The sequence below is a fragment of the Stenotrophomonas sp. SXG-1 genome (assembly GCF_014083965.1).
Taxonomy (GTDB): Bacteria; Pseudomonadota; Gammaproteobacteria; order Xanthomonadales; family Xanthomonadaceae; genus Stenotrophomonas; species Stenotrophomonas geniculata.
The window spans coordinates 234353-260634 of the sequence record NZ_CP046588.1; the positions used below are offsets into that span (position 1 = coordinate 234353).

22 protein-coding genes and 1 riboswitch are annotated in these 26282 nt (G+C 67.3%); of the genes, 15 read left to right on the top strand and 7 right to left on the bottom strand.

Annotation, left to right across the window (positions count from 1 at the left end; genetic code table 11):
* Window positions 1-112: 112 nt before the first annotated feature.
* Window positions 113-1558: an ExeM/NucH family extracellular endonuclease gene (locus GOC52_RS01005; RefSeq protein ID WP_043400622.1), complete on the top strand. Its 1446-nt coding sequence runs from the start codon at window positions 113-115 to the stop codon at window positions 1556-1558.
* 301 nt (window positions 1559-1859) lie between these two features.
* Here GOC52_RS01005 and GOC52_RS01010 read toward each other — a convergent pair whose 3' ends face one another.
* Complete coding sequence (locus tag GOC52_RS01010) at window positions 1860-2717, bottom strand: EamA family transporter (protein WP_043400619.1); 858 nt, start codon at window positions 2715-2717, stop codon at window positions 1860-1862.
* Window positions 2718-2760: 43 nt separating this feature from the next.
* Between GOC52_RS01010 and GOC52_RS01015 the strand changes: the two genes are divergently transcribed.
* The gene (locus GOC52_RS01015; protein WP_043400616.1) at window positions 2761-3432 is read left to right on the top strand and encodes an alpha/beta hydrolase; all 672 of its coding nucleotides are present in this window, start codon (window positions 2761-2763) and stop codon (window positions 3430-3432) included.
* Window positions 3429-4529, top strand: coding sequence for a cell division protein ZapE (gene zapE / locus GOC52_RS01020; protein ID WP_029380119.1), 1101 nt, complete (start codon window positions 3429-3431; stop codon window positions 4527-4529). Before GOC52_RS01015 ends, zapE begins: the two co-directional genes overlap by 4 nt.
* A 102-nt stretch (window positions 4530-4631) precedes the next feature.
* Here zapE and GOC52_RS01025 read toward each other — a convergent pair whose 3' ends face one another.
* Complete coding sequence (locus GOC52_RS01025; protein WP_043400613.1) at window positions 4632-5468, bottom strand: DUF2884 family protein; 837 nt, start codon at window positions 5466-5468, stop codon at window positions 4632-4634.
* A gap of 530 nt (window positions 5469-5998) precedes the next feature.
* Here GOC52_RS01025 and GOC52_RS01030 point away from each other — a divergent pair.
* A complete protein-coding gene (locus GOC52_RS01030; protein WP_191850454.1) occupies window positions 5999-8401 on the top strand; it encodes a ribonucleoside-diphosphate reductase subunit alpha in 2403 nt (800 codons plus the stop codon).
* Between the two features lie 147 nt (window positions 8402-8548).
* Window positions 8549-9568, top strand: a complete 1020-nt coding sequence (locus tag GOC52_RS01035) for a ribonucleotide-diphosphate reductase subunit beta (RefSeq protein ID WP_005407669.1) — start codon at window positions 8549-8551, stop codon at window positions 9566-9568.
* A 144-nt stretch (window positions 9569-9712) separates the two neighbouring features.
* Here the strand turns inward: GOC52_RS01035 and GOC52_RS01040 are convergent, their stop codons facing one another.
* Window positions 9713-10348, bottom strand: coding sequence for a LysE family translocator (locus GOC52_RS01040; protein ID WP_043400609.1), 636 nt, complete (start codon window positions 10346-10348; stop codon window positions 9713-9715).
* Window positions 10349-10501: 153 nt separating this feature from the next.
* Between GOC52_RS01040 and GOC52_RS01045 the strand changes: the two genes are divergently transcribed.
* From GOC52_RS01045 to GOC52_RS01055, 3 genes are all read left to right on the top strand, one after another.
* Window positions 10502-10903, top strand: coding sequence for an acyl-CoA thioesterase (locus tag GOC52_RS01045; RefSeq protein ID WP_004153688.1), 402 nt, complete (start codon window positions 10502-10504; stop codon window positions 10901-10903).
* 55 nt (window positions 10904-10958) lie between these two features.
* The gene (locus tag GOC52_RS01050) at window positions 10959-11765 is read left to right on the top strand and encodes an NAD-dependent protein deacetylase (RefSeq protein WP_191850456.1); all 807 of its coding nucleotides are present in this window, start codon (window positions 10959-10961) and stop codon (window positions 11763-11765) included.
* Window positions 11766-11930: 165 nt separating this feature from the next.
* Window positions 11931-13031, top strand: a complete 1101-nt coding sequence (locus GOC52_RS01055; RefSeq protein ID WP_043400603.1) for an NADH:flavin oxidoreductase/NADH oxidase — start codon at window positions 11931-11933, stop codon at window positions 13029-13031.
* 3 nt (window positions 13032-13034) lie between these two features.
* Here GOC52_RS01055 and GOC52_RS01060 read toward each other — a convergent pair whose 3' ends face one another.
* Window positions 13035-13946 carry a LysR family transcriptional regulator gene (locus GOC52_RS01060; RefSeq protein ID WP_191850458.1) on the bottom strand — a complete coding sequence of 304 codons (912 nt, stop codon included), beginning with the start codon at window positions 13944-13946 and terminating at the stop codon, window positions 13035-13037.
* Between the two features lie 114 nt (window positions 13947-14060).
* Here GOC52_RS01060 and purU point away from each other — a divergent pair, with 114 nt between their 5' ends.
* The gene (gene purU / locus GOC52_RS01065; RefSeq protein ID WP_029550788.1) at window positions 14061-14912 is read left to right on the top strand and encodes a formyltetrahydrofolate deformylase; all 852 of its coding nucleotides are present in this window, start codon (window positions 14061-14063) and stop codon (window positions 14910-14912) included.
* A 207-nt stretch (window positions 14913-15119) separates the two neighbouring features.
* On the opposite strand, the gene pncA is transcribed toward purU, so the two are convergent.
* Both pncA and GOC52_RS01075 read right to left on the bottom strand, forming a co-directional pair.
* A complete protein-coding gene (pncA, locus tag GOC52_RS01070; protein ID WP_071306318.1) occupies window positions 15120-15746 on the bottom strand; it encodes a bifunctional nicotinamidase/pyrazinamidase in 627 nt (208 codons plus the stop codon).
* Between the two features lie 56 nt (window positions 15747-15802).
* Entirely contained in the window at window positions 15803-16489 is a 687-nt protein-coding gene (locus tag GOC52_RS01075) for an epoxyqueuosine reductase QueH (RefSeq protein ID WP_010487022.1), read from the bottom strand.
* Between the two features lie 161 nt (window positions 16490-16650).
* Window positions 16651-16865: riboswitch (cobalamin riboswitch) on the bottom strand.
* Window positions 16866-17019: 154 nt separating this feature from the next.
* Between GOC52_RS01075 and GOC52_RS01080 the strand changes: the two genes are divergently transcribed.
* Entirely contained in the window at window positions 17020-18867 is a 1848-nt protein-coding gene (locus tag GOC52_RS01080; RefSeq protein ID WP_053443779.1) for a patatin-like phospholipase family protein, read from the top strand.
* Window positions 18868-19212: 345 nt separating this feature from the next.
* Here the strand turns inward: GOC52_RS01080 and GOC52_RS01085 are convergent, their stop codons facing one another.
* Window positions 19213-20580 carry a helix-turn-helix domain-containing protein gene (locus GOC52_RS01085; RefSeq protein WP_010487019.1) on the bottom strand — a complete coding sequence of 456 codons (1368 nt, stop codon included), beginning with the start codon at window positions 20578-20580 and terminating at the stop codon, window positions 19213-19215.
* A 114-nt stretch (window positions 20581-20694) separates the two neighbouring features.
* On the opposite strand from GOC52_RS01085, the gene GOC52_RS01090 reads away from it, so the two are divergent.
* From GOC52_RS01090 to mmsB, 5 genes are read left to right on the top strand one after another with little or no spacing between them, the layout of a single operon-like run.
* Complete coding sequence (locus tag GOC52_RS01090) at window positions 20695-22200, top strand: CoA-acylating methylmalonate-semialdehyde dehydrogenase (RefSeq protein WP_010487017.1); 1506 nt, start codon at window positions 20695-20697, stop codon at window positions 22198-22200.
* Between the two features lie 14 nt (window positions 22201-22214).
* A complete protein-coding gene (locus GOC52_RS01095; RefSeq protein WP_029380118.1) occupies window positions 22215-23381 on the top strand; it encodes an acyl-CoA dehydrogenase family protein in 1167 nt (388 codons plus the stop codon).
* Complete coding sequence (locus GOC52_RS01100) at window positions 23378-24175, top strand: enoyl-CoA hydratase (protein WP_010487013.1); 798 nt, start codon at window positions 23378-23380, stop codon at window positions 24173-24175. The genes GOC52_RS01095 and GOC52_RS01100 overlap by 4 nt, the downstream gene beginning before the upstream one ends.
* Window positions 24172-25347, top strand: coding sequence for an enoyl-CoA hydratase/isomerase family protein (locus tag GOC52_RS01105; RefSeq protein ID WP_191850460.1), 1176 nt, complete (start codon window positions 24172-24174; stop codon window positions 25345-25347). Before GOC52_RS01100 ends, GOC52_RS01105 begins: the two co-directional genes overlap by 4 nt.
* Complete coding sequence (gene mmsB, locus GOC52_RS01110; RefSeq protein WP_053442376.1) at window positions 25344-26234, top strand: 3-hydroxyisobutyrate dehydrogenase; 891 nt, start codon at window positions 25344-25346, stop codon at window positions 26232-26234. Before GOC52_RS01105 ends, mmsB begins: the two co-directional genes overlap by 4 nt.
* Window positions 26235-26282 lie beyond the last annotated feature (48 nt).

Consider the following 26282-nt stretch of genomic DNA (forward strand, 5'->3'; position numbering starts at 1 on the left):
GATTCCCAGGCTTTGCCCACCGAGGCCTGATCGCTCATATGCCCCCGCTGCGCAGGCGGGGTTTCGCATTTCAGGGTTAGTCTGTGCGCCTCTTCCATGGAGTCGCCCGTCGATGCGCCGCCGTTCCCTCGCCCTTGCCCTGTCCCTGCTGCTGCCGGCCGGCGCCTTTGCCCAGGCCCAGCCGCAGGCCGCACCGGTCGCGTCGCCCTCCACTGCGCGCAGCAGCGCCACCGTGGTGCTGACCGCCGCGCCGGCCGACTGGCGTGTGCTGGATGGCCAGCGCGTGCGCATCGCCGCACCGCTGACCCTGGCCGGTACCGACGGCCTGGAGCGCTTCGGCCAGCTCACCGTGGCCTTCGATGGCCGCCTCTGGCAGCCGACCGAAGTGGCCGCGCCGGGTACTGCCGGCTACGAGCAGGTGATGGCCGACAACCAGCGCCGCCGCCTGGTGCTGGACGACGGCAGCGATGCCCGCGACCCGGCCAGCGTGGCCTACCTGCCGGGCAACCCGGTGCTGCGCACTGGCATGCAGCTGCGCAATGTGGAGGGCATCGTGCGCGTGGATGCACAGGGCCGTCCGCGCCTGCAGGTCGAGGGTGCGCTGAAACTGCCGGAACTCAAGCGCCCGGCAGTGCCGACCGTGCCGGGCGGCCTGCACGTGGCGGCCTTCAACCTGGAAAACTTCTTCAACGGTGATGGCCAGGGCGGTGGCTTCCCGACCCTGCGCGGCGCGCGCACGCTGGACGAGCACAAGGCGCAGGTGGCCAAGCTGGTCACCACGGTCAACGCGCTGGGCGCCGATGTCGCCGCGCTGATGGAGCTGGAGAACGACGGCTACGGTCCGCAGTCGGCCATCGCCGAACTGGTCGATGCGCTCAACCGGGACCGCGGCGCGCAGGGCGACTGGCGCTTCGTCGACGCGGGCAACGGCCCCGGCGTCAACCCGATCCGGGTCGGCATCATCTACCGCAGCGCGCGCCTGCAGCCGGTCGGCAAGCCGGCCACGCTGACCGGTGGTCCATTCGTCGAGCACAGTCGCGTGCCGCTGGCGCAGGCCTTCCAGGGCAAGCAGGGCGCACCGTTCGTGGTGGTGGCCAACCACTTCAAGTCGAAGGGCTGCCGCGACGCCGCCGGTGCCGACGCCGACCGCAACGACAACCAGGGCTGCTGGAACGCCACCCGCGTGACCTCCGCGCAGCAGCTGCATGCCTGGCTGCAGACCGACCCGACCGGTACCGGTGTCAAGGACGCGGTGCTGCTCGGCGATTTCAATGCCTACGCGATGGAAGACCCGATCCGCACCCTGCATGACCTGGGCTGGCAGGACGCGTTCAAGGTCGCCAAGGTCGAGCATCCCTACAGCTACGTCTACAACGGCTATACCGGCCGCCTTGACCACGCGCTGCTGAGCCCGGGCATGGCCAAGCGCCTGCGCGGCGCCGCCGAATGGCACAGCAACGCCGACGAGCAGGACGCCAGCGGCTACCAGGGCCGCAACGTGCAGGGCCCGTGGCGCAGCTCCGACCACGACCCACTGCTGCTGGGTTTCGACAGATAAGGTTCGCCGGGGATCTGCTCTGGTAGGCACCTTGATCGGCACGGATGCCGCCTTTGCTTTTGATCTACCAGTCCGTCTTCAAGCGAGCCGAGCATCGCAGGTGAATCAGGGGCGAAGAGGCGCCGATGTCTGAGCGCAGCGAGTTCGGCGCCGTCCCCTGGTTCACCGAGAAGCGCAGGGAACCGGTGCACAGCACCGGCTCGCGGCTGGCGGCGCGTTTCTTTTGGTTACTTTTCTTTTCGCGCGAAAAGAAAAGTGACATCCCACCGCGGGCGCGGAAATGGCCCGCCGCAACCAACGCTCACCCCCAGGCGATCAATCCGATCGCCAGCACCGCCAGCGCAAGACCCGCGCGGTTCCACTTCGTGGTTGCCTCGCCGAACGCGAACACGCCCACCAGTGCACCCAGCACCACCACGCCGATGTTCATGCCGGCGAACACGGTGGCCGGGTTGTCCGGCATCGACTGGTGCGCATGCACATAGAACAGGATGTTGCCGCCATTGAGCAGGCCCAGCAGCGCACCCGCGCCCAGGTTGTGCCAGGCCAGCCGGCTGCGGCCACTGACATGCCGCCACAGCTGCAGGGCCAGCATCAGCACGAAGGCCACGCTGAAGCTGGCCAGCACCGCCGCCATCGACGGCGTGCCCGACAGCGCCACCTGCTTGAGCAGCACGTCGACCACCGCGAACCCGGCCCAGACGCCCAGCAGCCAGCCCCAGCCACCGGGTGAGGACGCCACCGCCGGTCCGCGCGGGCGCAGGCTGATCGCCACCATGGCGACCAGGCCCAGCGCCAGGCCGACCAACTTCCACGGCGTGGCGGTCTGGCCGAAGAACAGGAACGCGGCGGCCAATGACAGCAGCAGCGACAGCCGCTGCGCCACGTCGCTGCGGACGATGCCGGCCACCGCCACCGCGCGGCCCAGCACCAGGAAGATCGACGGCAGCACCACCGCCAGCGCCAGCAATGACAGCCACGGCGCATGCGGCGCGCGCAGTGCATCCAGCGGCGGCTGCAGCACCACCGCCGTCATTGTCGCGGCCACCAGATAGTTCCAGGTGACCATCTGCGCCACATCCAGCTGGCGGCGGTTGGCCAGCTTCAACAACACCGAAACCAGCACGCTGCAGATCACGGCCAAGGACAGGTAGAGCATGGGGCGGGCACAGGGCGGGGGCAGGGGACGGTATCATGGTGCCATGCACAAGCCTTCGTTCCCCGTCGCCCCTGGCGAAACCGCCTGCCTCGAACTGGACGGCCCGGCCGGCCCGCTGGAAGTGGTCGTCGACCTGCCCAAGGCCGATGTGCCGGTGCAGCCGATCGTGGCCATCGTCTGCCATCCGCTGTCCACCGAGGGTGGCACCCTGCACAACAAGGTGGTCACCATGACCGCCACCACCCTGCGCGAGCTGGGCATCGCTACGGTGCGCTTCAACTTCCGCAGTGTTGGCGCGTCGGCCGGTGAGTTCGACCACGGCGTGGGCGAGCAGGATGACCTGAAGGCCGTCGCCGCCTGGGTGCGCAGCCAGCGTCCGGACGACCGCCTGTGGTTGGCCGGTTTCAGCTTCGGCTCGTTCGTGTCGCTGAAGGCCGCTGCCGCGCTGCAGCCGGAAGCGCTGATCTCGATTGCGCCGCCGGCCGGTCGCTGGGATTTCGATGGCATCGCACCGCCGGCGCGCTGGTTGGTGATCCAGGGCGAGCAGGACGAGATCGTCGACCCGCAGGCCGTCTACCAGTGGCTGGACACGCTGGACTTCCCGCATGAGCTGGTGCGCATGCCCGAGACCAGCCACTTCTTCCACCGCAAGCTGATCGACCTGCGCGGCGCGCTGACCCACGGCGTGAAACATTGGCTGGGCGCAGCGGCATGAGTGCAACCGAGTTGACCCCGTCGCAGCGGTACGCGGAAGGGGTCGCCCGTGGCGACTGGCAGAACGACCCGGCCCAGCATGCGGCGCTGGCCGAGCTGGACCGCATCCACCTGGGCCTGCTGGACAGTGCCGAGGACGGCTGGCTGGACCGCCTGTCCTCGTTCTGGAAAAAGCCCGAGCCGGTGAAGGGCCTGTACTTCTGGGGCGGCGTCGGCCGCGGCAAGACCTTCCTGGTCGACCTGTTCTACGACGGGCTGCCGATCAAGCAGAAGTACCGCACGCATTTCCATCGCTTCATGCGCAGCGTCCACGAGCGCCTGCGCGAGCACCAGGGCCAGAGCGACCCGCTGGCGAAGATCGCCCAGGAATGGCGCAGCAACCTGCGCGTGCTGGTGCTGGACGAGTTCTTCGTCACCGACATCGGCGATGCGATGCTGCTGGCGCGGTTGCTGGAGCGCCTGTTCGCCGAGGGCGTGACCCTGGTCACCACTTCCAACACGGCGGTGGAGAACCTGTACCTCAATGGCCTGCAGCGCGAGAGCTTTCTGCCGGCGATCGGCCTGCTGCAGCGCTTCTGCGTGGAGCTGTACGCCGAAGGCACCGAGGATTACCGCATGCGCGCGCTGACCCGCTCGCCGGTGTACCGAGCACCGCTGGCCGCCGACAGCGATGAATGGCTGGCCACGCGCTGGAACGAACTGAGTGGCGGCCAACCGGCCAAGGCCGGCAACATCGAGATCGAGGGCCGCAAGATTCCGGTCCGCGGCCGTGGCAAGAGCATTGCCTGGTTCGACTTCGCCGCCCTGTGCGAGGGCCCGCGCGGGCCCTCGGACTACATCGAGATCGCGCACGAGTTCAACACCGTGCTGCTGGGCGGCATTCCGGCATTCGATCGCCTGAACGAAGACGCCGCGCGCCGCTTCGTCAACCTGATCGACGAGCTGTACGACCGCCACGTCAACCTGGTCTGCACCGCCAGCACCTCGCCGATCGAGCTGTACACCGGCCAGCGCCTGCAGGGCGCGTTCGAGCGCACTGCTTCGCGCCTGATCGAAATGCAGAGCGCCGAATACCTGGGCACCCCGCACCGGGCGTGAGGGTAGTGCCGTTTGTAGAGCCGAGCCCACGCTCGGCTGCCTTTGCATGATGTGCCGAAAAGCAGCCGAGCGTGGGCTCGGCTCTACGACAGCACAGCGCGGCTATCGGGTGGGCGCAACCGCGCTCCCCAACGGCCGCTCATCCGGCCCGGCCGACACATGCAGCCCCGTACCGCTGCCGTGCTCCGCCCGTACGCTCTCGCCGCGCTCCAGCAGCCGCAGTGGCTGTCCCTGGTAGCGCACTTCCAGCGCATCGTGGGCCTCTGCCAGTGAACGCACCAGCGGGCAAAGGGCCATTGCCTTGGCTTCCAGCGGCTGGCTGCGCGCTTCCATGCGGCGGTCGACCTCGGCATCGAGGCGGTCGGCGCGGCGCTCCATGGCCCCGGCGCGGCCGGTGAACACCTGCCACAGCACGCTGCGGGTCATCGACCCGGCCATCGTCTCGGCCATCTGCTCGATGTGCGCGTCGAAGCCGTCGCCGAAGGCTTCCTGTTCCCAGTAGCCGCGGCCCAGGCTGGCGTCGATCCAGTCCTGCATCTCGCCGCGCATCGCCCGCATCTGGCGGTTGCGGGACTTGCCGGTGATGGCCTCGAAGGCAGCGTCCAGCGCATCGAAGGTGACCCCGGAGACTTCGTGGGCCAGTGCGGTGGCCGCCGGCATCAACTGGCGGGCACCGGCCTCCATCTGCCGCAGGCGGGCGGCGTCGGCGGCGCTGACCGTGACCATCCTGCCGTCCAGGCTCAGCTCGCCGTCGTGGAACACCACTTCATGCGGCGCCTGCGGGCCATGCCGCAGCCAGATGCCGCCGCTGTCCACCAGCACGTCATAGTCGGTATGGATGCCACACTGGTCCGAACGCAGGTCCAGCCCCTCGGCGGCCAGCGCCGGGGCGATGAACAGGGCGGGCAGCAGGGCCAGCGCGGGCAACCGCAGGTGCATCGGAGCATCCTTTTCCGGGAGCGAGCGGCCAGCATCCGCCGTCAGCGCGCGGGCGTCACCGGCCGGAAGTCACCCGTCCACCGGATTCCCACCGGCTGCCCACCATCTATCCACAGGGTTGTCCCTAGCCAGTTTCATCACTGTCATGTGAAGCTGTCATTGTTCCGTTTTCGCGGTGCGTTGTACCACCGCAATGACGCCTTTCGGGCTTGACTGCGCAGCCCGTTCCGGCAGGTCTGAAGCGTCTGATCCGGGCGCCGATGGCACGATCCTTGCGGCGCAAGGGATTGCCGAATTTCACTACATTTGGCGTTGACGGACCCCACTACCCCCACTATCTTGTGGCCGTCGGTCGCAGCAACCCCAATTCCAGGGGATGCCCGGGGTACCCATCCGCGATCGCCAACGGCAGTGGCAGGCGCAGGGTCTCATCCCCTGCGACGCCGTCCTGCCATCCTGGGCTGTCATGTCCCGGGCTGCGTCACCCGATGCATCGAGCACCCACCAATCACGCCAAGAGGACACACGCCGTGACCACCGAATCCAGCGCCACCATCGAGAAGGAAAGCGAATTCCTGTTGACGTCGCCGCCGACGGCCAACGCGATGAGTGTGACCAAGCGCAATGGCACGACCGAACTGGTGGACCTGAACAAGATCGTGCGCGCGGTGCAGCGTTCCTCCGAAGGCCTGCACGCCGTCGATCCGATGCGCGTGGCCACCCGCACCATTTCCGGCCTGTACAACGGCGCCACCACCCGCGAGCTGGACGAACTGTCCATCCGCACCGCCGCCCTGCTGATCGGTGAAGAGCCCGAATACGGCCGCCTGGCTGCGCGCCTGCTGGCCAACTACATCGCCAAGGAAGTCTCCGGCCAGGAAATCTACGCATTCTCGCAGTCGGTCAGCCGTGGCCATGAAGTCGGCCTGATCAACGACCGCCTGCTGAACTTCGTGCAGACCAACGCACGCAAGCTCAACGATGCCATCGACATCTCGCTGGACCTGAACTTCGATTACTTCGGCCTGCGTACCCTGTACGACCGTTACCTGCTGCGCCACCCGCACACCCGCAAGGTGATCGAGACCCCGCAGCAGTTCTTCCTGCGCATCGCCAGTGCGCTGAGCGAGGACGTGTCCGAGACCCTGGCGCTGTACAAGCGCATGGGCAACCTGGACTACCTGCCGTCCAGCCCGACCCTGTTCAACTCCGGCACCACCCACGAGCAGCTGTCCTCGTGCTTCCTGCTGGATTCGCCGCAGGACTCGCTGGAGTCGATCTATTCCAAGTACGGCGACATCGCCCAGCTGTCGAAGTTCTCCGGCGGCATCGGCGTCAGCTACACCCGCGTGCGTTCGCGTGGTTCGCTGATCAAGTCGACCAACGGCCACTCCAACGGCATCGTGCCGTGGCTGAAGACCATGGATTCGTCCGTGGCCGCGGTGAACCAGGGCGGCAAGCGCAAGGGCGCGGCCTGCGTGTACCTGGAAACCTGGCACGCCGACATCGAGGACTTCCTCGAGCTGCGTGACAACACCGGTGACGAAGCCCGCCGTACGCACAACCTGAACCTGGCCAACTGGGTGCCGGACCTGTTCATGAAGCGCGTCGAAGCCGACCAGGAATGGTCGCTGTTCGATCCGCGCGTCGTGCCGGAGTTCACCGACCTGTTCGGCGAAGCCTTCGAGGCCGCCTACCTGCAGGCCGAAGCCCAGGGCAAGGCCAACCGCACCATCTCCGCGCGCAAGCTGTACGCCCGCATGATGCGTACGCTGGCCGAGACCGGCAACGGCTGGATGACCTTCAAGGACAAGTGCAACCGCGCCAGCAACCAGACCCTGCGTCCGGGCAACGTGATCCACCTGTCCAACCTGTGCACCGAAATCCTGGAAGTCACCTCCAACGATGAAACCGCGGTGTGCAACCTGGGTTCGATCAACCTGGGCAACCACTTCGACGAGCACAACGAGTTCGACTTCGAGAAGCTGGCCGAGACCGTGCGCCTGGCCGTGCGCCAGCTCGACCGCGTCATCGACCTGAACTTCTACCCGATCGAAACCGCCCGCCGCGCCAACCTGCGCTGGCGTCCGGTCGGCCTGGGCTGCATGGGCCTGCAGGACGTGTTCTTCCGCAAGCGCCTGCCGTTCGACAGCGCCGAAGCCCGCGCCCTGTCGAAGAAGATTGCCGAAGCGATCTACTTCCACGCGCTGGAAACCTCCTGCGAGCTGGCCCAGGAACGCGGCAAGCACCCGTCGTTCAACGACACCCGTGCCGCCAGCGGCGAACTGCAGTTCGACGCCTGGAACGTGGTGCCGGAAGACACCGCACGCTGGGATGCCCTGCGTGAGCGCATCAAGGAACACGGCCTGCGCAACTCGCTGATGATCGCGATCGCCCCGACCGCAACCATCGCCTCGATCGCCGGCTGCTACGAGTGCGTCGAGCCGCAGGTGTCCAACCTGTTCAAGCGCGAGACCCTGTCCGGTGACTTCCTGCAGGTCAACCGCTACCTGGTGAACGAGCTGAAGAAGCTGGGCCTGTGGACCGCCGACATGCGCGATGCCATCAAGCTGGCCGAAGGTTCCATCGCCGGCGTGGCGCAGATTCCGGAAACGCTGCGCGAGGTCTACCGCACCGCGTGGGAACTGCCGATGCGCTCGCTGATCGACATGGCCGCCGAGCGTGGCGCCTTCATCGACCAGTCGGCCTCGCTCAACCTGTTCATGGAAAGCCCGAACATCGGCGCGATGTCCTCCATGTACATGTACGCCTGGAAGCAGGGCATCAAGACCACCTACTACCTGCGTTCGCGCCCGGCCACCAAGATCGCCAAGACCACGGTGAGCAGCGCGGCCCCGGCCAAGGTGTTCAGCCCGGACGAAGCCATCGCCTGCTCGCTGGAAAACCCGGAAGCCTGCGAGGCCTGCCAGTAACACGCCGCGCGGTGGCTGCCGACCGTTGGTCGGCACTCGAACACCTCGCACCTGTAGAGCCGAGCCATGCTCGGCTGCAGCACGGAAACACCAAGGTAGCGCCGGGCCACGCCCGGCGTTTTGACCCGAGAATTCAAGGAAACACCCATGGCCGACAAGCCCAAGCAGATGCTGCTCGATCCCGGTTTTGAACTGACCCTGCGCCCGATGCGCTACCCGCAGTTCTATGACATGTACAGGAACGCGATCAAGAACACCTGGACGGTGGAAGAGATCAACTTCCAGATCGACATCACCGACCTGCATAGCAAGATGTCGCCGGGTGAGCGCCACCTGATCCACCGGCTGGTCGCGTTCTTCGCCACCGGCGACTCGATCGTGTCCAACAACCTGGTGCTGAACCTGTACCAGCACCTCAATGCGCCGGAAGCGCGCATGTACCTGTCGCGCCAGCTGTATGAAGAAGCGCTTCACGTGCAGTTCTACCTGACCCTGCTCGACAACTACCTGCCGGATCCGGAAGAGCGCGCCAAGGCGTTCTCGGCGGTGGAGAACATCGACTCGATCAAGAAGAAGGCCGACTTCTGCTTCAAGTGGATCGACTCGATCCAGAGCCTGACCCGCATCGAGACCCGCGAACAGCGCCGCCAGTTCCTGCTCAACCAGATCTGCTTCGCCGCTTGCATCGAAGGCCTGTTCTTCTTCGCTGCCTTCGCCTACGTGTACTACTTCCGTTCGCGTGGCCTGCTGCCGGGCCTGGCCTCGGGCACCAACTGGGTGTTCCGCGACGAGAGCGCGCACATGGAGTTCGCGTTTGAGTCGGTGCGTGTGGTGCGTGAGGAAGAACCGGACCTGTTCGACGAAGAGATGAAGCAGCAGGTCTACGACATGCTGGCCGAGGCGATCGAGTGCGAAGTGCAGTTCGCCGAGGACGTGCTGTCCGGCGGCGTGGCCGGCATTTCCACCCGCGACATGCGCCAGTACCTGCAGCACTGCGCCGACCAGCATTTCGCCAAGCTGGGCATGGAAAAGAAGTACAACGTGCGCAACCCGCTGCCGTTCATGGAACTGCAGGACGTGCAGGAACTGACCAACTTCTTCGAACGCCGCGTCTCGGCTTACCAGGTCGGCGTGCAGGGCGAAGTGGCCTTCGACATGAACTTCTGATCGAACCGGTCAAGCCTGTCGCAACAAAAAACCCCGGCGATCGCCGGGGTTTTTTGTTGCGCGCCTGGCTTTTGCAGAGTCGAGCCATGCTCGACTGCTGTTCGCGAAGATCAGTCGAGCATGGCCCGACTCTACAAAGAGCGGCTATCGCCGCCCTTCCACCGCCATGCGCACCGCCAGCCCGGCCAGTACCGTGCCCATCAGCCAACGCTGCACCATCTGCCAGGTGGGGTGCGCGGCCAGGAAGCCGGCGATGCTGCCAGCGGTCAGCGCGATCATGCCATTCACGCTGACACTGACCAGGATCTGGGTGGAGCCCAGCACGATCGACTGCATCAGCACGCTGCCTTCGCTGTCCGGGTGCAGGAACTGCGGCAGCAGCGACAGGTACATCACCGCCACTTTGGGGTTCAGCAGATTGGTCAGGAAGCCCATCGTGAACAACTTGCGCGGGCTGTCCTGCGGCAGGTCGCGCACTGCAAACGGCGAACGGCCACCCGGCTTGAGCGCCTGCCAGGCCAGGTACAGCAGGTACAGCGCGCCGCCAATGCGCAGCGCGTCGTAGGCGAACGGTACCGTCATCAGCAGGGCGGTGATGCCCAGCGCTGCGCACAGCATGTAGAACACGAAGCCCAGCGCCACCCCGCCCAGCGAGATCAGTCCCGCCATCGGCCCCTGGCAGATCGAGCGCGAGATGACGTAGATCATGTTCGGCCCGGGCGTGATCACCATGGCCAGCGAGACCAGTGCAAAGGCCAGAAGGTCGGAAGTGGCGGGCATGGGTGGTCCTGGCGGTGGGCGTGGCGCAGTGTAGCGCCTGCCATGGGCGGGGCCTGCGCAGGCACCGCTGCCAGGTGGCCATTGCACATGCGTTCCGATGGCCGTCACGCCGGTCGCATAAAATTACCGGACCCCACACACCGAAGCACCCCCATGACCCCGATCCCCGAGACCGTGCCGCCCACCGAAGTGCGCATGGCCGAAATCGTCTTCCCGAACCACACCAACCACCTCGGCACCCTGTTCGGTGGGCAGGCACTGGCGTGGATGGACAAGGCGGCCTTCCTGGCCGCCGCCCGCTATTCGCGCCGCACGGTGGTGACCGCGCGCAGCGACCAGGTCGACTTCAAGCTGCCGATCCGCATCGGCCAGATGGTCGAGACCATCGGCCGCATCGTCGAAGTCGGCCGCAGCTCGATGAAGGTCGAGGTGGAGCTGGTCGCCGAAGACCTGCATAGCGGTGAGCGCAAGCTGTGTACCCGCGGCCACTTCGTGATGATCGCGCTGGACGAGGAAGGCCACCCGATCGCGGTGCCACCGCTGCCGGCGGCCTGACCCGGCCAACGGACCGGCGCTTGCGGGGGCGCCGTCGCGCCCCCATCTGGCAGCCATGACCCCGCCACTGACCGACTTCATCGACCGCGCCCAGCGCCTGTTCGTGCTGATCGGCGCTGGCTGCAGCACCGCCTCGGGCATTCCCGATTACCGCGATACCGACGGCCAGTGGAAACGCACGCCGCCGGTGACCTACCAGGCCTTCATGGGCGAGGCGGCCACCCGCCAGCGCTACTGGGCGCGCAGCCTGCTGGGCTGGCCGCGCTTCGGCCTGGCCCGGCCCAATGGCACCCACCAGGCCCTGGCTGCCCTGGAAAGCCGCGGCAAGCTGCAGGTGCTGCTGACCCAGAACGTGGACGGCCTGCACCAGCGGGCCGGCAGCCGCAACGTGATCGACCTGCATGGCCGACTGGATCGGGTGCGCTGCATGGGCTGCGAACGCCGCAGCGGCCGCGAGGACTTCCAGCAGCGCCTGCTGGACGCCAATCCGGGCTGGGACGCGCTGGAGGCCGGTATCGCCCCGGATGGCGATGCCGATCTGGAGACCGATTTCTCCAGCTTCGTGGTGCCCGATTGCCCGTCCTGCGGCGGCCTGCTGAAGCCGGACGTGGTGTTCTTCGGCGAAAACGTGCCCCGTGAACGCGTGGCAGCGGTGCATGAGCACCTGCAGCGGGCAGACGCCGTGCTGGTGGTGGGTTCTTCGCTGATGGTCTATTCCGGTTTCCGCTTCGTGCAGGCGGCGGCCAGGGCAGGGCTGCCGGTGGCGGCGCTGAACCGCGGCCGCACCCGTGCCGACGACCTGCTGCAGTTCAAGGACGAGCGGGACTGCGCTGAGGCGCTTGCAGGGCTCGTTACCGGGTAGCGCCGGGCCATGCCCGGCGGAAACGGGGTGCCGCGCCGCACGTTCGCCGGGCATGGCCCGGCGCTACCCATCATGCGTCCCCGCGAAACAGCGATCCATCCAGATGGTTGATCCGCGAGCCGCGCAGCGGTGCAATACGCACCCCCTACGTCGTTCATCACCGTCTTGAGCCAGCTGTTCTCGCCGATTTCATTCGGCCCCCTGACCCTGTCCAACCGCATCGTCATCGCGCCGATGTGCCAGTACTCCGCCGAAGACGGTCGCGCCAGCGACTGGCACGCCATGCACCTGGGCAACCTGGCGCAGTCGGGCGCTGGCCTGCTGATCCTGGAAGCCACCGCGGTCGAGCCGCGCGGCCGCATCAGCTGGGCCGATCTGGGCCTGTGGGACGACGGTACCGAAGCCGCGTTGGCACAGGTGCTGGCCAGCGTCCGCCGCTGGTCGCCGATGCCACTGGGCATCCAGCTCGGCCACGCCGGCCGCAAGGCCTCGGTGAAGCGCCCGTGGGACGGCGGCGGCCAGTTGCCAGCCGATGATGCGCGTGGCTGGTCCACCGTGGCGCCGTCGCCGCTGCCGTTCCATGCCGGCGATCCGGCACCGCAGGAACTGGACGAGGCCGGCATCGCCGAGGTCATCGCCGCCTTCGCCGCCAGTGCGGTGCGCGCCGAGCGCCTGGGCTTCGAGCTGATCGAGCTGCATGCCGCGCACGGCTATCTGCTGCACCAGTTCCTGTCGCCGCTGAGCAACCGCCGCACCGATGGCTATGGTGGCTCGCTGCCGAACCGCCTGCGCCTGCTGGTGGAAGTGTTCGACGCGGTGCGTGCGGCAGTGTCCGACAAGGTCGCCGTGGGTGTACGCATTTCCGCCAGCGACTGGGTCGACGGTGGTTGGGATCTGGTGCAGAGCGAAGCACTGGCCCAGGTGCTGGACGCGCGCGGCTGCAATTTCCTGCATGTCTCCAGCGGCGGCCTGGACGAGCGCCAGAAGATCACCGTCGGCCCGGGCTACCAGGTGCCGTTCGCGGCGGCGATCAAGGCCAAGGTGCGCATGCCGGTCATCGCTGTGGGCATGATCACCGAGCCCGAGCAGGCCGAATCGATCCTGCGCCATCGCCACGCCGATGCCGTGGCCCTGGCGCGCGGCATCCTCTACGACCCGCGCTGGCCGTGGCATGCCGCCGCCGCGCTGCGCGACAGCGTGGAACCGGCGCCGCAGTACCTGCGCTGCGAGCCGCGCGACGCGCGCGGCGTGTTCAAGGCGCGCTGAGGCTCACACCCGCCAGGCCGGCGCCATGCCGGCCTGCAGGTGCTCGAACAGCGCGCGGATCTTGGCGGTGAAGTCGCGGCGGTCGCTGACGCAGAAATAGACCTTCATCGGCTCCGGGCGCCACGCCGTGTCGGCGCCGAACACCGCCTGCAGGCGGCCATCGCGCAGGTAGGGCTCGGCCACGAATGCGGCCAGCCGGGTGATGCCGGCACCGGTCGCGGCAAGCGTTGCCAGTGCATCGATGTCATCGCAGACCATGCTCGGCGGCAGTGCGGCGTCCACGCGCTGGCCATCCTTCAGCAGGCCCCAGCGCAGCGGCCGGCCATCGGTGGGGAAGCGGTGCAGCAGCCCGCGATGACCGCTCAGCTCGGAGGGCTGCTGCGGGGTGCCGTGCGCTTTCAGATAGGCCGGCGAGGCACAGAACACGAAGGGCACGCGTGCCAGCTGCCGTGCGACCACGCCATCTTCCAGCTGCGCACCGATGCGGATGCTGGCATCCACCGCTTCCGGGCCATGCTGCACGGCGCGGTCGGTCAGGCGCAGCTCCAGCTGCAGTTGTGGGTAACGCTGCTGCAGTGAAGGCAGCAAGGGGGCAAGCACATGGCGACCGAAGGCGCTGCTGCTGGCGATGCGCAGCGGCCCGGCCGGCTCGATGTCACCGGCAGTGACCATCGCCTGCGCGCGCGCCAGGTCGGCTTCGATGTGGCGCACCTGCGCCAGGTACAGCGCGCCGGCCTCGCTGAGGGCCAGCTGGCGCGTACTTCGGTTCAGCAACCGTACCCCCAGATGCGCCTCCAGCCGGTTGATGTTCTGGCCGACTGCGGTGGCGCTGATGCCAAGGATGCGGGCCGCGGCGGCAATGCTGCCGGTCTCTGCGGTGCGGGTGAAGCTGCGGATCAGTTGCAACAGGTTCATGACCGACCAGCTTGCCACGGGGAGTTCCAAGTATCGCTTGGGACTGAACCAAGCAGGTCGGTTGCATCCGTGATCATCCGGCCGCTGGGCAGGGCGCTGCCCTACACTGTGGCGATGCGCCCCGATTCCATCCTTACCCTGTCCTGCCCCGACCGTACCGGTATCGTCTACCGCGTGTCCGGCCTGCTGTTCGACCACGGCTGCAACATCCTCGACGCCCAGCAGTTCGGCGACGAGGAGAGCGGCCGCTTCTTCCTGCGCGTGCATTTCGACCGCGATGCCAGCCTGCCGCTGGAGACCGTGTACGCCGCCATGGCCACGCTTGCCGAAGGCTTCGGCATGGACTGGCAGCTGCATGATGGCCGACGCCGCGCGCGCCTGCTGGTGCTGGTCAGCAAGCAGGGGCACTGCCTCAACGATCTGCTGTTCCGTGCCCACAGCGGCCAGCTGAAAGTCGACATCGCGGCAGTGGCGTCCAACCACGCCGATTTCGCGCCATTGGCCGCGTCCTACCAGGTGCCGTTCCACCATCTGCCGGTGACCGCCGATACGCGTGCGGTGCAGGAGCAGCAGATCATCGACCTGGTCGAGCGCGAGCGCATCGATCTGGTGGTATTGGCGCGCTACATGCAGATCCTGTCACCCACGCTGTGCCGCGCACTGGCCGGCCGTGCGATCAACATCCACCACAGCTTCCTGCCCAGCTTCAAGGGCGCGCAGCCGTATCACCAGGCGCACGCGCGCGGGGTCAAGATCATCGGTGCCACCGCGCACTACGTCACCGAGGATCTGGACGAAGGCCCGATCATCGAACAGGACGTGGCCCGCGTGGACCACGCGATGGCACCGCGCGAACTGGTGCGGCTGGGCAGCGATACCGAATCGCTGGTGCTGGCGCGCGCGGTGCGCCGCCATGTGGAGCACCGCATCCTGCTCAACGGGCACCGAACGGTGGTGTTCCGGTAATCGCCCATCCCGCGTCCGCCGGGCATGGCCCGGCACTACCGAATCCTGATTTCATCCAGTGAAAAGCCCCCGGTTCGGCCGTCCCGCGATCTGTAGGGGGGCGTAGTTGGGGGGCTGGATGAATCGATTGTGTTGTCGTGGGCAGGAGCGCGCAAGCGGCATAAGCGACGTGCGCGGTAGCGCCGGGCCATGCCCGGCGGTCGCCCGTCAGGCGATCGCGATTCCCGCCTTGCCCAGCGCCTCGCGCACCATCGCGTCATTGGCTTCGGTCACCGGCCGGGTCAGCTCCCACAGGAACTTCACCCGGAAGCCGGACTTCACTGCGTCCTGCGCGCTCCACAGCACGCAGTAATCGCGGGCCAGGCCGCACACGTGCACTTCGCGGATGCGGCGCTCGTGCAGCCAGCCGGCCAGGCCGGTAGCTGGGCGCTCGCCATCGGGGCCATGGTTCTCGCGGAAGGCGCTGTACGAATCCACCTGTTGGCGCGTGCCCTTGCGCAGGATCAGGTCGGCCACGGTCCAGTCCACGCCCGGGTGCAGGGCGGCACCGGCGCTGCCCTGCACGCAGTGGTCCGGCCACAGGGTCTGCGGCTGCGCGTGCAGCAGGATGGTCTCGAAGGGGCGTTGGCCGGGGTGCTGGCTGGCGAACGAGGCATGGTCGACCGGGTGCCAGTCCTGTGTCGCCACCACGGTGCGGTAGCGGCGCTGCGCCAGCAGACCGGCAATCGGTACCACCAGCGCATCGCCCTGGTCGCAGGCCAGCGTACCGCCGGGCATGAAGTCTGGCTGCAGGTCGATCACCAGCAGGGCGACATCGGCGGGCAGGGCAGTCATGGCAGGTCCACTACAACGTGAAGGGGCGACCAGCGTGGCCGCCCCGGCGGCACAGGTCAATCGCCCTGCGGCGTCCCAGCGTCCTGCCCGTAGTACAGCAGGCCGATCTTGATCCGCTCACGGCCATTCTCGCGGCGATGGCGGTTGGCATCGCGCAGCGAGTACACGCAGCCGCAGTACTCCTGCTGGTAGAACTGCTCGCGCTTGCTGATCTCGATCATGCGGCTGGCACCGCCGCCCTTGCGCCAGTTGTAGTCCCAGTACTGCAGGCCCTCGTAGCGCGACGCGGCGCGGATGCCGCAGTCGTTGATCTGCGCCATGTTCTTCCAGCGCGAGATGCCCAGCGAAGAACTGATGGTGTCATAGCCGTGTTCGTGCGCGTACAGCGCAGTGCGCTCGAAACGCATGTCGAAGCACATCGTGCAGCGGATGCCGCGTTCGGGCTCGTTCTCCATGCCGCGCGCACGGCTGAACCAGTTGTCGGTGTCGTAGTCGCAGTCGATGAACGGGATGTCGTGCTGCTCGGCGAAGCGGATGTTCTCCTGCTTGCGCAGCTCGTATTCCCTCACCGGGTGGATGTTGGGGTTGTAGAAGAAGATCGCGTAGTCGATCCCGGAGGCGGTGATCGCCTCCATCACTTCGCCGGAGCAGGGCGCGCAGCATGAATGCAGCAGCAGGCGCTTGCCGTCGGCGGGCAGGGTCAGGGTGGGACGTTGGAGCTCGGTCATCGTCAGGTACCGCATGGACCGCCGGCAACGGCGGTGGCCCATGCATCAGCGCGTGGGTGAACAGGTCTGGCCGGATACCGTGAAAAGGACGCGCGCGGCCGCATCGCCTGCACGCGCAGGACAACGACGGCCCCGGCAACCTCCCCGCGGAGATTCCAGGTCGAATCAGGGGACGGTCGTGTCCCCCGGCCGGGGCCGGTATTCGGGCTGATGGACACGGGCCGCAGCCCACCTACTACCTGCCGCTTCCCAGGCGCGAGCCCAGTGCTGTTGGCAGGATTCGTTTCCATTCACCGCTGCGGGGCAGCTCCGGAATGGGCGCGCGAGGCGCCTTCACCGGATTCCCGTTTAAATCCCGGCCGCCATCAATGCCACGGCGGGGATACCTTCGGCGTGCCCACGGTGGACGCGTCGAGGCCAATGGTCAAGGGCCAATCAAAGCGCAGGGCTGTGGCTCGTTTCTCAGGCTGTGAGAGCCCCTCTTGCCATACTGTGCATCGACAGACGGGAGGTGGCTCGTGGCGGCGAAGTACTGCGATCTGGTCATGAAAGGCGGCATCACCAGCGGCATCGTGTACCCCAATGCGGTACTGGCGCTGGCGCGCGAGTATCGCTTCAAGAGCATCGGCGGCACCTCGGCCGGCGCCATCGCTGCGGCGGTGGCGGCCGCGGCAGCCTGCGGTGATCGCCGCCAGCAGGCGGGCGAGCACCTGCCTGGCGATGCCGGCTATGGCGGGTTGTCGGCGGTGTCGGCGCAGCTGTCGCGGCGCGGCTTCATCTACAGCCTGTTCCAGCCGGCACGGGGCGCGCGTGCGGCCTATCGGCTGCTGGTGGTGCTGACCGGCAATGCCCGCCTGCCGCACAAGCTGCTGTGCCTGGCCGTTGCCGTGTTCGAGATCGCGCCGCTGGAAGTGCTGGTGTCGCTGGCGCTGCTGCTCGGCCTGGGCTGGTGGGGTGGTGGCTGGAGCGGCGTGGCCGCCACGCTGCTGCCGTCGCTGCTGTGCGCTTACGGTGCCGGCGTGGCCGGTGCCGCGCTGCGGGTGGCGCGGGTGGCGCGGCGCAATCTGCTGGGCCTGTGCAGCGGCCTCGGCCGTGATGCACGCAAGCCGGCGTTGACCGAGTGGCTGCACGAGTGCCTGCAGCAGTTGTCCGGCAAGCCGCTGGATGCACCGCTTACCTTCGCCGACCTGCACGATGCGCCGCGCTATGCCGGCGAGCCGGACAGCCCGCATGCGATCAGCCTGCAGATGATCACCACCTGTGTGTCGCACAACGAGCCGCGTACGCTGCCGCTGGGTGGCGCGCAGTTCTGGTTCCTGCGCGAGGAGTTCGAGCAGCTGTTCCCGGCCAGCGTGGTGCAGTGGCTGGTGGATCAAGCTGGCCCGCCGTTGGAGGTGGAGGGGCGACGGTACTACCACCTGCCGCAGGGCCCGAAGCTGCCGGTGCTGGTGGCCACGCGCATGAGCCTGAGCTTCCCGTTGCTGATCAGCGCGGTGCCGCTGCATGAGCCCTCGCGGCGCGAGCGTCGCTGCGAACCCACCGCGCCTGCCGCCGACCAGGAGCACAACGTGGCCGACAGCATGGAAGGGCTGACCAGTGCCGGGCAGACCTGTGGCCCGGTGATCACCGCCTTCCGCATCTGCTGGTTCTCCGATGGCGGCATCAGCAGCAACTTCCCGATCCATCTGTTCGATGCCGCCTTGCCGCGCTGGCCGACCTTCGCCATCAACCTGGTCTACCCGCAGCACGCTGAAGAGGTGGGCCACGGCAGCAGCGGCCGCCAGTCGCTGGAACACGCGGTGTTCCTGCCCACCGAAAACCGTCATGGCTGGCAGCGCACCTATCAGTCGATCGCCACGCCGTTGGCGGCTGCGGAACTGGGGCGTTTCCTGTTCGCGGTGGTGGCGACCATGCAGAACTGGCGCGATCTGCTGCAGGCGCGCGCGCCGGGTTACCGCGACCGCATCGTGCACGTCAGCCTGCAGGGCGACGAAGGCGGCATGAACCTGGACATGCCGCAGGAGGTGCTGACCCGCATCGCCGACAAGGGCAGCCTGGCGGGCGCGCGCTTCTGCTCATTCTCGTTCGAGAACCACTACTGGATCCGCTGGCGCAATCTGGCCTCGGCCTACCAGCGCTACACGCTGGAAGTGGCGCGCACCGATGACCCGGCGCAGCAGGTGCTGGCCTACCGCGCGGCGTACGCGATGGTTGCCACTGGCCAGCCGACGCCACCGTCATACAAGCTGGGTTCGGAAGACAAGCGGCTGGCCTCGCAGCAGCTGTGGGGGTTGATGGTCGAACAGGGTCGCAGCTGGGAGGACCTCGGTCCCGACCTCACCGACGGCGCACCGCGCCCGTTGCCGCAGATGAAGGTGACGCCGATCTACTGACCCGGTAGTAGATCCACGCCTTGCGTGGATGGAACCCCATCGAAATCGAATATTTCGAACGTTCATCGAAGAACATCCACGCATGGCGTGGATCCACCGTGTCGACCAAGGTCGACACCTACCAGAGCAATACGTCGTTCCGACAGATGGAAGGAAACTGTCGAAGGCGGGGTGGTGTCGGATTGCGGGGTGTCCGCGGCATGGATGCCGCGGCCAAGCCCCCAGGACGGGTTCACGGCGTCCCCGCAATCCGACACCGCCCCGCCATCCCACGGAATGCCAGCTTTTGCTGTTGCTGTTGCTTCGGCTTCGGCAGGTGCAGGGCGCAGCCCTGCCGAACCAACCCTACCGCCCCGGCAATTGCGCGAACGCGCGCTGCATGCAGTCCTCGCGCGGGCACACCCGGCAGCCCGGGCCAATCGACACCGAATTGCCCGGGCTCTGCACATCCAGCCCCAGCGAATACACCAGCCGCTCGGCATGCTGCAGGTCGCAGCCCAGCGCCACCGCGAAGGTCTTGCGCGGCTGGCCATGCCCCACCGGCCCGCTGCTGACCTGCCGTGCCAGCCAGAAATGGCGGCGCCCATCGGGCATGCGCGCCGTCTGCGTAAGGATGCGCCCGGGCTGGTTGAACGCCTCGTAGACGATCCACAGCGGGCACGACCCACCCACCTGCGAGAAATGGAAATCGGTGGCCGAATGGCGCTTGGACACATTGCCCGCACGGTCCACGCGGATGAAGAAGAACGGCAGCCCCGGCGCACTGCGCCGTGCCAGTGTGCTCAGCCGATGGCACACCGCCTCGAAGCCGACGCCGAACTGATGCGCCAGCAGTTCGATGTCGTAGCTGCTGGCCTCGGCCGCACGCAGGAAGCGCATGTACGGCATGACCAGCGCGCCGGCGAAATAGTTCGACAGGCCGATGCGCGCCTGCGCGATGCGTGCCTCATCGGTGAAGCCGGCACGCGCCACCACCGCATCGATCTGCGGCAGGTAGCCGTGCAGGGCCAGTTCGGCGGCCATCTGGAATGCCTGCTGGCCCGGTTCCAGGTAATCGGGCAGCCACAGCCGCCGTGCACCGGCATCGAACTGGCGCTTCTCGCGCCCGGCCTGCAGCGCCGCCACTTCCACCAGCACGCCATGGCGGTCGGCCAGCAGCTGGCGCAGGCGTGGTGCCACATGCCCGGGCGACAGCCCCCACTCGGCGAACAGGCGCTCGGCCAGTTCGTCCAGCTCGGGGATGTGGTTGTGCATGCGGTTGAAGAACTCGCGCACCTGGTCACCGGCGGGCAGGGTGCTGCCGGCACCCGGCTCGCCCAGCTGGAATTCCAGGGCGGCGGCATGTTCGCGCAGCGCCAGGTGGCGCCGATGCAGGTCCAGCAGGGCGCGGCTGACCTGCGGCAGGTTGCCGGCCAAGGCGCGCAGCTCGGTCGCGCTCACCTCCGCCAGGCCCAGGTCGCGCAGGGTCTCGCCCAGTGCCTCCTGCAGTGCGGCGGGCTCATCTTCGTCGAACAGCGAGGAAACGTCGCCCAACACCTCACCCAGCTTCTTCTGCACCGCCGGCGTCAACGGGCGCTTGTTACGCTCGATCTGGTTCAGGTAGCTGGCCGACAGCCCCAGCGCACGTGCCAGGTCGGCCTGGCTGTAACCACGCTGCTCGCGCAGCCGCAGCAGGCGCAGGCCAAGTTGTCGCTGGGTGGCTGAATAATTCACAGAATTAACATGAATCGTCTGGCGTGTTGGCCAGATTAAGCGGATTCAGCCCGGAAATCGAGGTGGGTGCTGTGAATAATGCCAAGCATCTTTCGAGCCCGTGGGATTGTCGTCATGACTGTTGCAGCGCCCCGTATCCGCATGCTGATCGATGGCCAGTTCATCGAATCGGCCACCTCTCACTGGCAGGACGTGATCAATCCGGCCACCCAGGACGTGCTGGCCAAGGTGCCGTTCGCCACCACCGGCGAAGTGGACGCCGCCGTCGCCGCCGCCAAGGAAGCCTTCAAGACCTGGCGCAAGACCCCGATCGGCACCCGTGCACGCATCTTCCTGAAGTACCAGCAGCTGATCCGCGAGCACATGAGCGAGCTGGCCCACATCCTCACCGCCGAACAGGGCAAGACCCTGCCGGACGCCGAAGGCGATGTGTTCCGCGGCCTGGAAGTGGTCGAGCACGCCGCCGCCATCGGCAACCTGCAGCTGGGCGAGCTGGCCAACAACGTGGCCAATGGCGTGGATACCTACACGATCATGCAGCCGCTGGGCGTGTGCGCCGGCATCACCCCGTTCAACTTCCCGGCGATGATCCCGCTGTGGATGTTCCCGATGGCCATCGCCACCGGCAACACCTTCATTCTCAAGCCGTCCGAGCAGGACCCGATGGTCACCATGCGCCTGGTCGAACTGGCGCTGGAAGCCGGCATTCCGAAGGGCGTGCTGAACGTCGTCCACGGTGGCGAGGAAGTGGTCAACGCGATCTGCGACCACCCGGACATCAAGGCGGTTTCGTTCGTGGGTTCCACCCGCGTCGGCACCCACGTCTACAACCGCGCCTCGCTGGCCGGCAAGCGCGTGCAGTGCATGATGGGCGCCAAGAACCACGCTGTGGTGCTGCCGGACGCCAACAAGGAACAGACCCTCAATGCGATGGTCGGTGCTGCCTTCGGCGCCGCTGGCCAGCGCTGCATGGCCGCCTCCACCCTGGTGCTGGTCGGTGAAGCACGCAACTGGGTGCAGGATCTGGTGACCAAGGCCAAGACCCTGAAGGTCAGCGGCGGCACCGTGGCCGGCACCGATGTCGGCCCGGTCATTTCCTGCAGCGCCCGCGAGCGCGTGGAAGGCCTGATCGCCTCGGGCGTGGAGCAGGGCGCCAAGCTGGTGCTCGATGGCCGCAAGCCGCAGGTCGATGGCTTCGAGAAGGGCAACTTCGTCGGCCCGACCATCTTTGCCGGTGTCACCCCCGACATGCGCATCTACCAGGAAGAAATCTTCGGGCCGGTGCTGGTCATCCTCGAAGCGGAAACGCTGGAAGACGCCATCGCGATGGTCAACAGCAACCCCAACGGCAACGGCACTGCACTGTTCACCCAGTCCGGCGCCGCCGCGCGCAAGTTCCAGGAAGACATCGACGTCGGCCAGGTCGGCATCAACGTGCCGATCCCGGTGCCGGTGCCGTTGTTCTCGTTCACCGGTTCGCGCGCGTCCAAGCTGGGCGACCTGGGCCCGTACGGCAAGCAGGTGGTGCTGTTCTACACCCAGACCAAGACGGTCACCGCGCGCTGGTTCGATGACGAGACGCTGAGCCACGGCGTCAACACCACGATCAGCCTGAAGTAACGGCAGGAGCAGCCATGAGCCACTCGATGACGACGGAACTGGAAGAAGCGCAGCAGGCGTACCGCGAGGCTGCGCGCGACTTCGCACAGGCCGAACTGGCGCCACACGCCGCGCGATGGGATGCGGAGGGCATCTTTCCGCGCGAGGCGATCGCCAAGGCCGGTGAACTGGGCTTCTGCGGTCTGTACATGGACCCGGAAGTGGGCGGCAGCGGCCTGAGCCGACTGGACGCCGCCGTCGTCATCGAGGAGCTCGCCAACGTCGATCCGTCGACCGCGGCCTACATCAGCATCCACAACATGGCCTCGTGGATGGTGTCCACGTGGGGCCAGCCGGCACTCCGCGATGCGTGGGGCACCGACCTGTCTTCAGGCAACAAGCTGGCCTCGTACTGCCTGACCGAGCCGGGCGCCGGTTCCGATGCGGCCTCGCTGAAGACCACCGCCGTGCGCGATGGCGACTTCTACGTGCTGAACGGCGCCAAGGCCTTCATCTCCGGCGCCGGTGCCACCGAACTGCTGGTGGTGATGGCGCGTACCGGCGGTGCCGGTGCAGGTGGCGTCAGCGCCATTGCCGTGCCGTCGGACCTGCCGGGCATCAGCTTCGGCCGCAAGGAAGAGAAGATGGGCTGGAACAGCCAGCCCACCCGTGGCATCACCTTCGAAAACGTCCGCGTGCCGGTCAGCCATCTTCTGGGAGAGGAAGGCGGTGGCTTCAAGCTGGCGATGAAGGGGCTGGATGGTGGCCGCATCAACATCGCCGCCTGCTCGCTGGGTGCTGCGCAGGGCGCATTGGATGCCGCGCGCCGCTACATGGGCGAGCGCCGCCAGTTCGGCAAGGCGCTGGCCGAGTTCCAGGCACTGCAGTTCAAGCTGGCCGACATGGTCACGCAGCTGGTGGCCGCGCGGCAGATGGTGCACACCGCCGCGCGCAAGCTCGATGCCGGTGCCAGCGATGCCAATGTCTGGTGCGCGATGGCCAAGCGTTTTGCCACCGATGCGGGTTTCAACGTCTGCAATGAAGCCCTGCAGATCCACGGTGGCTACGGCTACATCCGCGAATACCCGATCGAGCGCCTGCTGCGTGACTGCCGCGTGCACCAGATCCTGGAAGGCACCAACGAGATCATGCGGGTGATCGTTGCCCGTCACCTGCTCAACACCGAAGAGGAACTGCGATGAAGGATTGGCGTACCCAGGAGCACGTGGGCCTGAAGGTCGAGGCCGACGGCCACACCGCCGTGGTCACCCTGAACAACCCGCCGGCGCACACCTGGACCGTGCACAGCCTGTCCGCGCTGCGCGACCTGGTGGGCGCGCTCAACGCAGACCGCGACATCTACGCACTGGTGATCACCGGTGACGGCGAGAAGTTCTTCTCCGCCGGTGCCGACCTCAACCAGTTCGCTTCAGGCGACAAGGCCGCCGCACGCGAGGCCGCGCGCCGCTTCGGCGAAGCCTTCGAAGCGCTGTCCGGGTTCCGTGGCGTGTCGATCGCCGCGATCAACGGCTACGCCATGGGCGGTGGCCTGGAATGTGCGCTGGCCTGCGACCTGCGCATCATCGAAGACCATGCCCAGGTCGCGCTGCCGGAGGCCACCGTCGGCCTGCTGCCGTGCGCCGGCGGCACCCAGAACCTGCCGCGCCTGGTGGGCGAGGGCTGGGCCAAGCGCATGATCCTGCTGGGTGAGCGCATCACTGCCGAGACCGCACTGCGCATCGGCCTTGCCGAAGAAAAGGTTGGCAAGGGCGAAGCCAAGGCACTGGCGCTGGAATGGGCGAAGAAGGCCGGCAAGCAGAGCCCAACCAGCATCGCCGCCTGCAAGACCCTGGTGCAGTCCACCCGCACCGGCACCCACGCCTCGGCGCTGGTGGCCGAGCGCGAAGCCTTCGTCGACCTGTTCGACACCGCCGACCAGGTCGAGGGCGTGACTGCCTTCCTGGAAAAGCGCACCGCGCAGTGGAAGAACGCATGAGCACCGACACCGCTGCCGACGACGCACCGGTGCTGTTCGAAGAGCGCGTGGCCGGCAACGGCACCCGCATCGGCATCGCCACGCTCAACGCGCCGCGCACGCTCAATGGTTTCTCGCTGCCGATGGCGCACCTGTTGCTGAAGCAGCTGAATGCCTGGGCCGATGACGATGGCATCGCCATGGTGGTGCTGCAGGGTGCCGGTGAGAAGGCGTTCTGCGCCGGCGGCGACCTGCACAGCCTGTACAAGGCCATGGTCGCCTTCCGCAACGCCGGCCACGGCGACATCCGCGAAAATGACTACGCCGCTGAGTTCTTCGACGTCGAATACCGCGTTGATTACCTCATCCATACCTACGCCAAGCCGATCCTGTGCTGGGGCCACGGCATCGTGATGGGCGGCGGCATCGGCCTGATGTCCGGCGCCAGCCACCGCGTGGTCAGCGAGCGCTCCAAGCTGGCCTTCCCGGAAATCACCGTCGGCCTGTTCCCAGATGTGGGCGGCAGCTGGCTGCTGCCGCGCGTGCCGGGCAAGGGCGGCCTGTTCCTGGCCCTGACCGGCGCGCTGCTGAACCCGGGCGATGCCATCTACGCCGGCCTGGCTGACGTGCACGTTGCCGAAGAACGCCGCAGCGCGGTGTTCGATGCGCTGCTGCAGGTGGCCTGGTCGGGCGATGCCGCACACAATCACGAACGCCTGACCCATCTGCTGCAGTCGCACGCCAGTGACGCCGCCACCGGCCCGCTGCTGGCCCATGCTGCGCAGGTCGATGTGCTGTGCGAGGGCGATGACCTGCCCGCGATCATCAACCGCATCAGCATGCTGCAGACCGACGATGCGTGGCTGCAGGCGGCACAGAAGACCCTCGCTGCTGGTGCGCCGGGTTCGGCGCGGCTGGCCTTTGAACTGCAGCGCCGCAGCGCTGGCCAGGATCTGGCCAGTGTCTATCGTCTGGAGTACATCACCGCGCTGCACTGCGCCGCCCACGGCGATTTCGCCGAAGGCATCCGCGCGCTGCTGATCGACAAGGACCGCAACCCGCAATGGAACCCGGCCACGCTGGCCGAGGCCAGCGGCGCGTGGGCCGACACCTTCTTCGCTTCCCCCTGGGCCGATGCCGCGCATCCGCTGGTCGACCTGGGCACTCCCCTTGTTGAAAGGAGCCTTGCATGAGCCGCATTGCATTCATCGGGTTGGGCAACATGGGTGGCCCGATGGCCGCCAATCTGGTCAAGAACGGCCACACCGTGCGCGTGTTCGATCTGGTCCCGGCCGCGGTGCAGGCCGCCGTCGATGCCGGCGCCAGCGCGGCGGCATCGGCGCGCGACACCCTGGCCGATGCTGAGGTGGTGATCTCGATGCTGCCGGCCAGCCGCCACGTGGAAGGCGTGTACCTTGGCGACGACGGCATTCTCGCCACGATCCCGGCCGGTGCACTGGTCATCGACTGCAGCACGATCGCACCGGCCAGCGCCCGCAAGGTCTCTGAAGCCGCCGCCGCGCGTGGCCTGCAGATGCTCGACGCACCGGTGTCCGGCGGTACCGCCGGTGCCCAGGCCGGCACCCTGACCTTCATCGTCGGTGGCGAAGAGGACGCGCTGGAACGCGCCCGTCCGGTGCTGCAGGCGATGGGCAAGAACATCTTCCACGTGGGCGCCAGCGGTGCCGGCCAGGTGGCCAAGCTGTGCAACAACATGGCGCTGGGCGTGATCATGGCGGTGACCGGTGAAGCCATCGCCCTGGGCGTGGCGCACGGGCTGGACCCGAAGGTGCTGTCGCAGATGATGGCAGTCAGCACCGGCCGCAGCTGGGCCACCGAAGTGTGCAACCCGTGGCCGGGCGTGCTGGAGAATGCGCCGGCCTCGCGCGGTTACAGCGGCGGCTTCGGCAGCGACCTGATGCTGAAGGACATGGGCCTGGCGGTGGAAGCGGCGATGAGTGTCGGCGCCTCGATCCCGCTGGGCGAAGTGGCCCGCAACCTGTACTCGATGAACCACCAGGCCGGCCGCGGCAAGCTGGATTTCTCCAGCGTCGTGCAGCTCATCACCAGCGACCGGTAACCGGTCGCTGGTCCGCGCATTCCACCTTATCCCCGCGCCGTTGGCGCA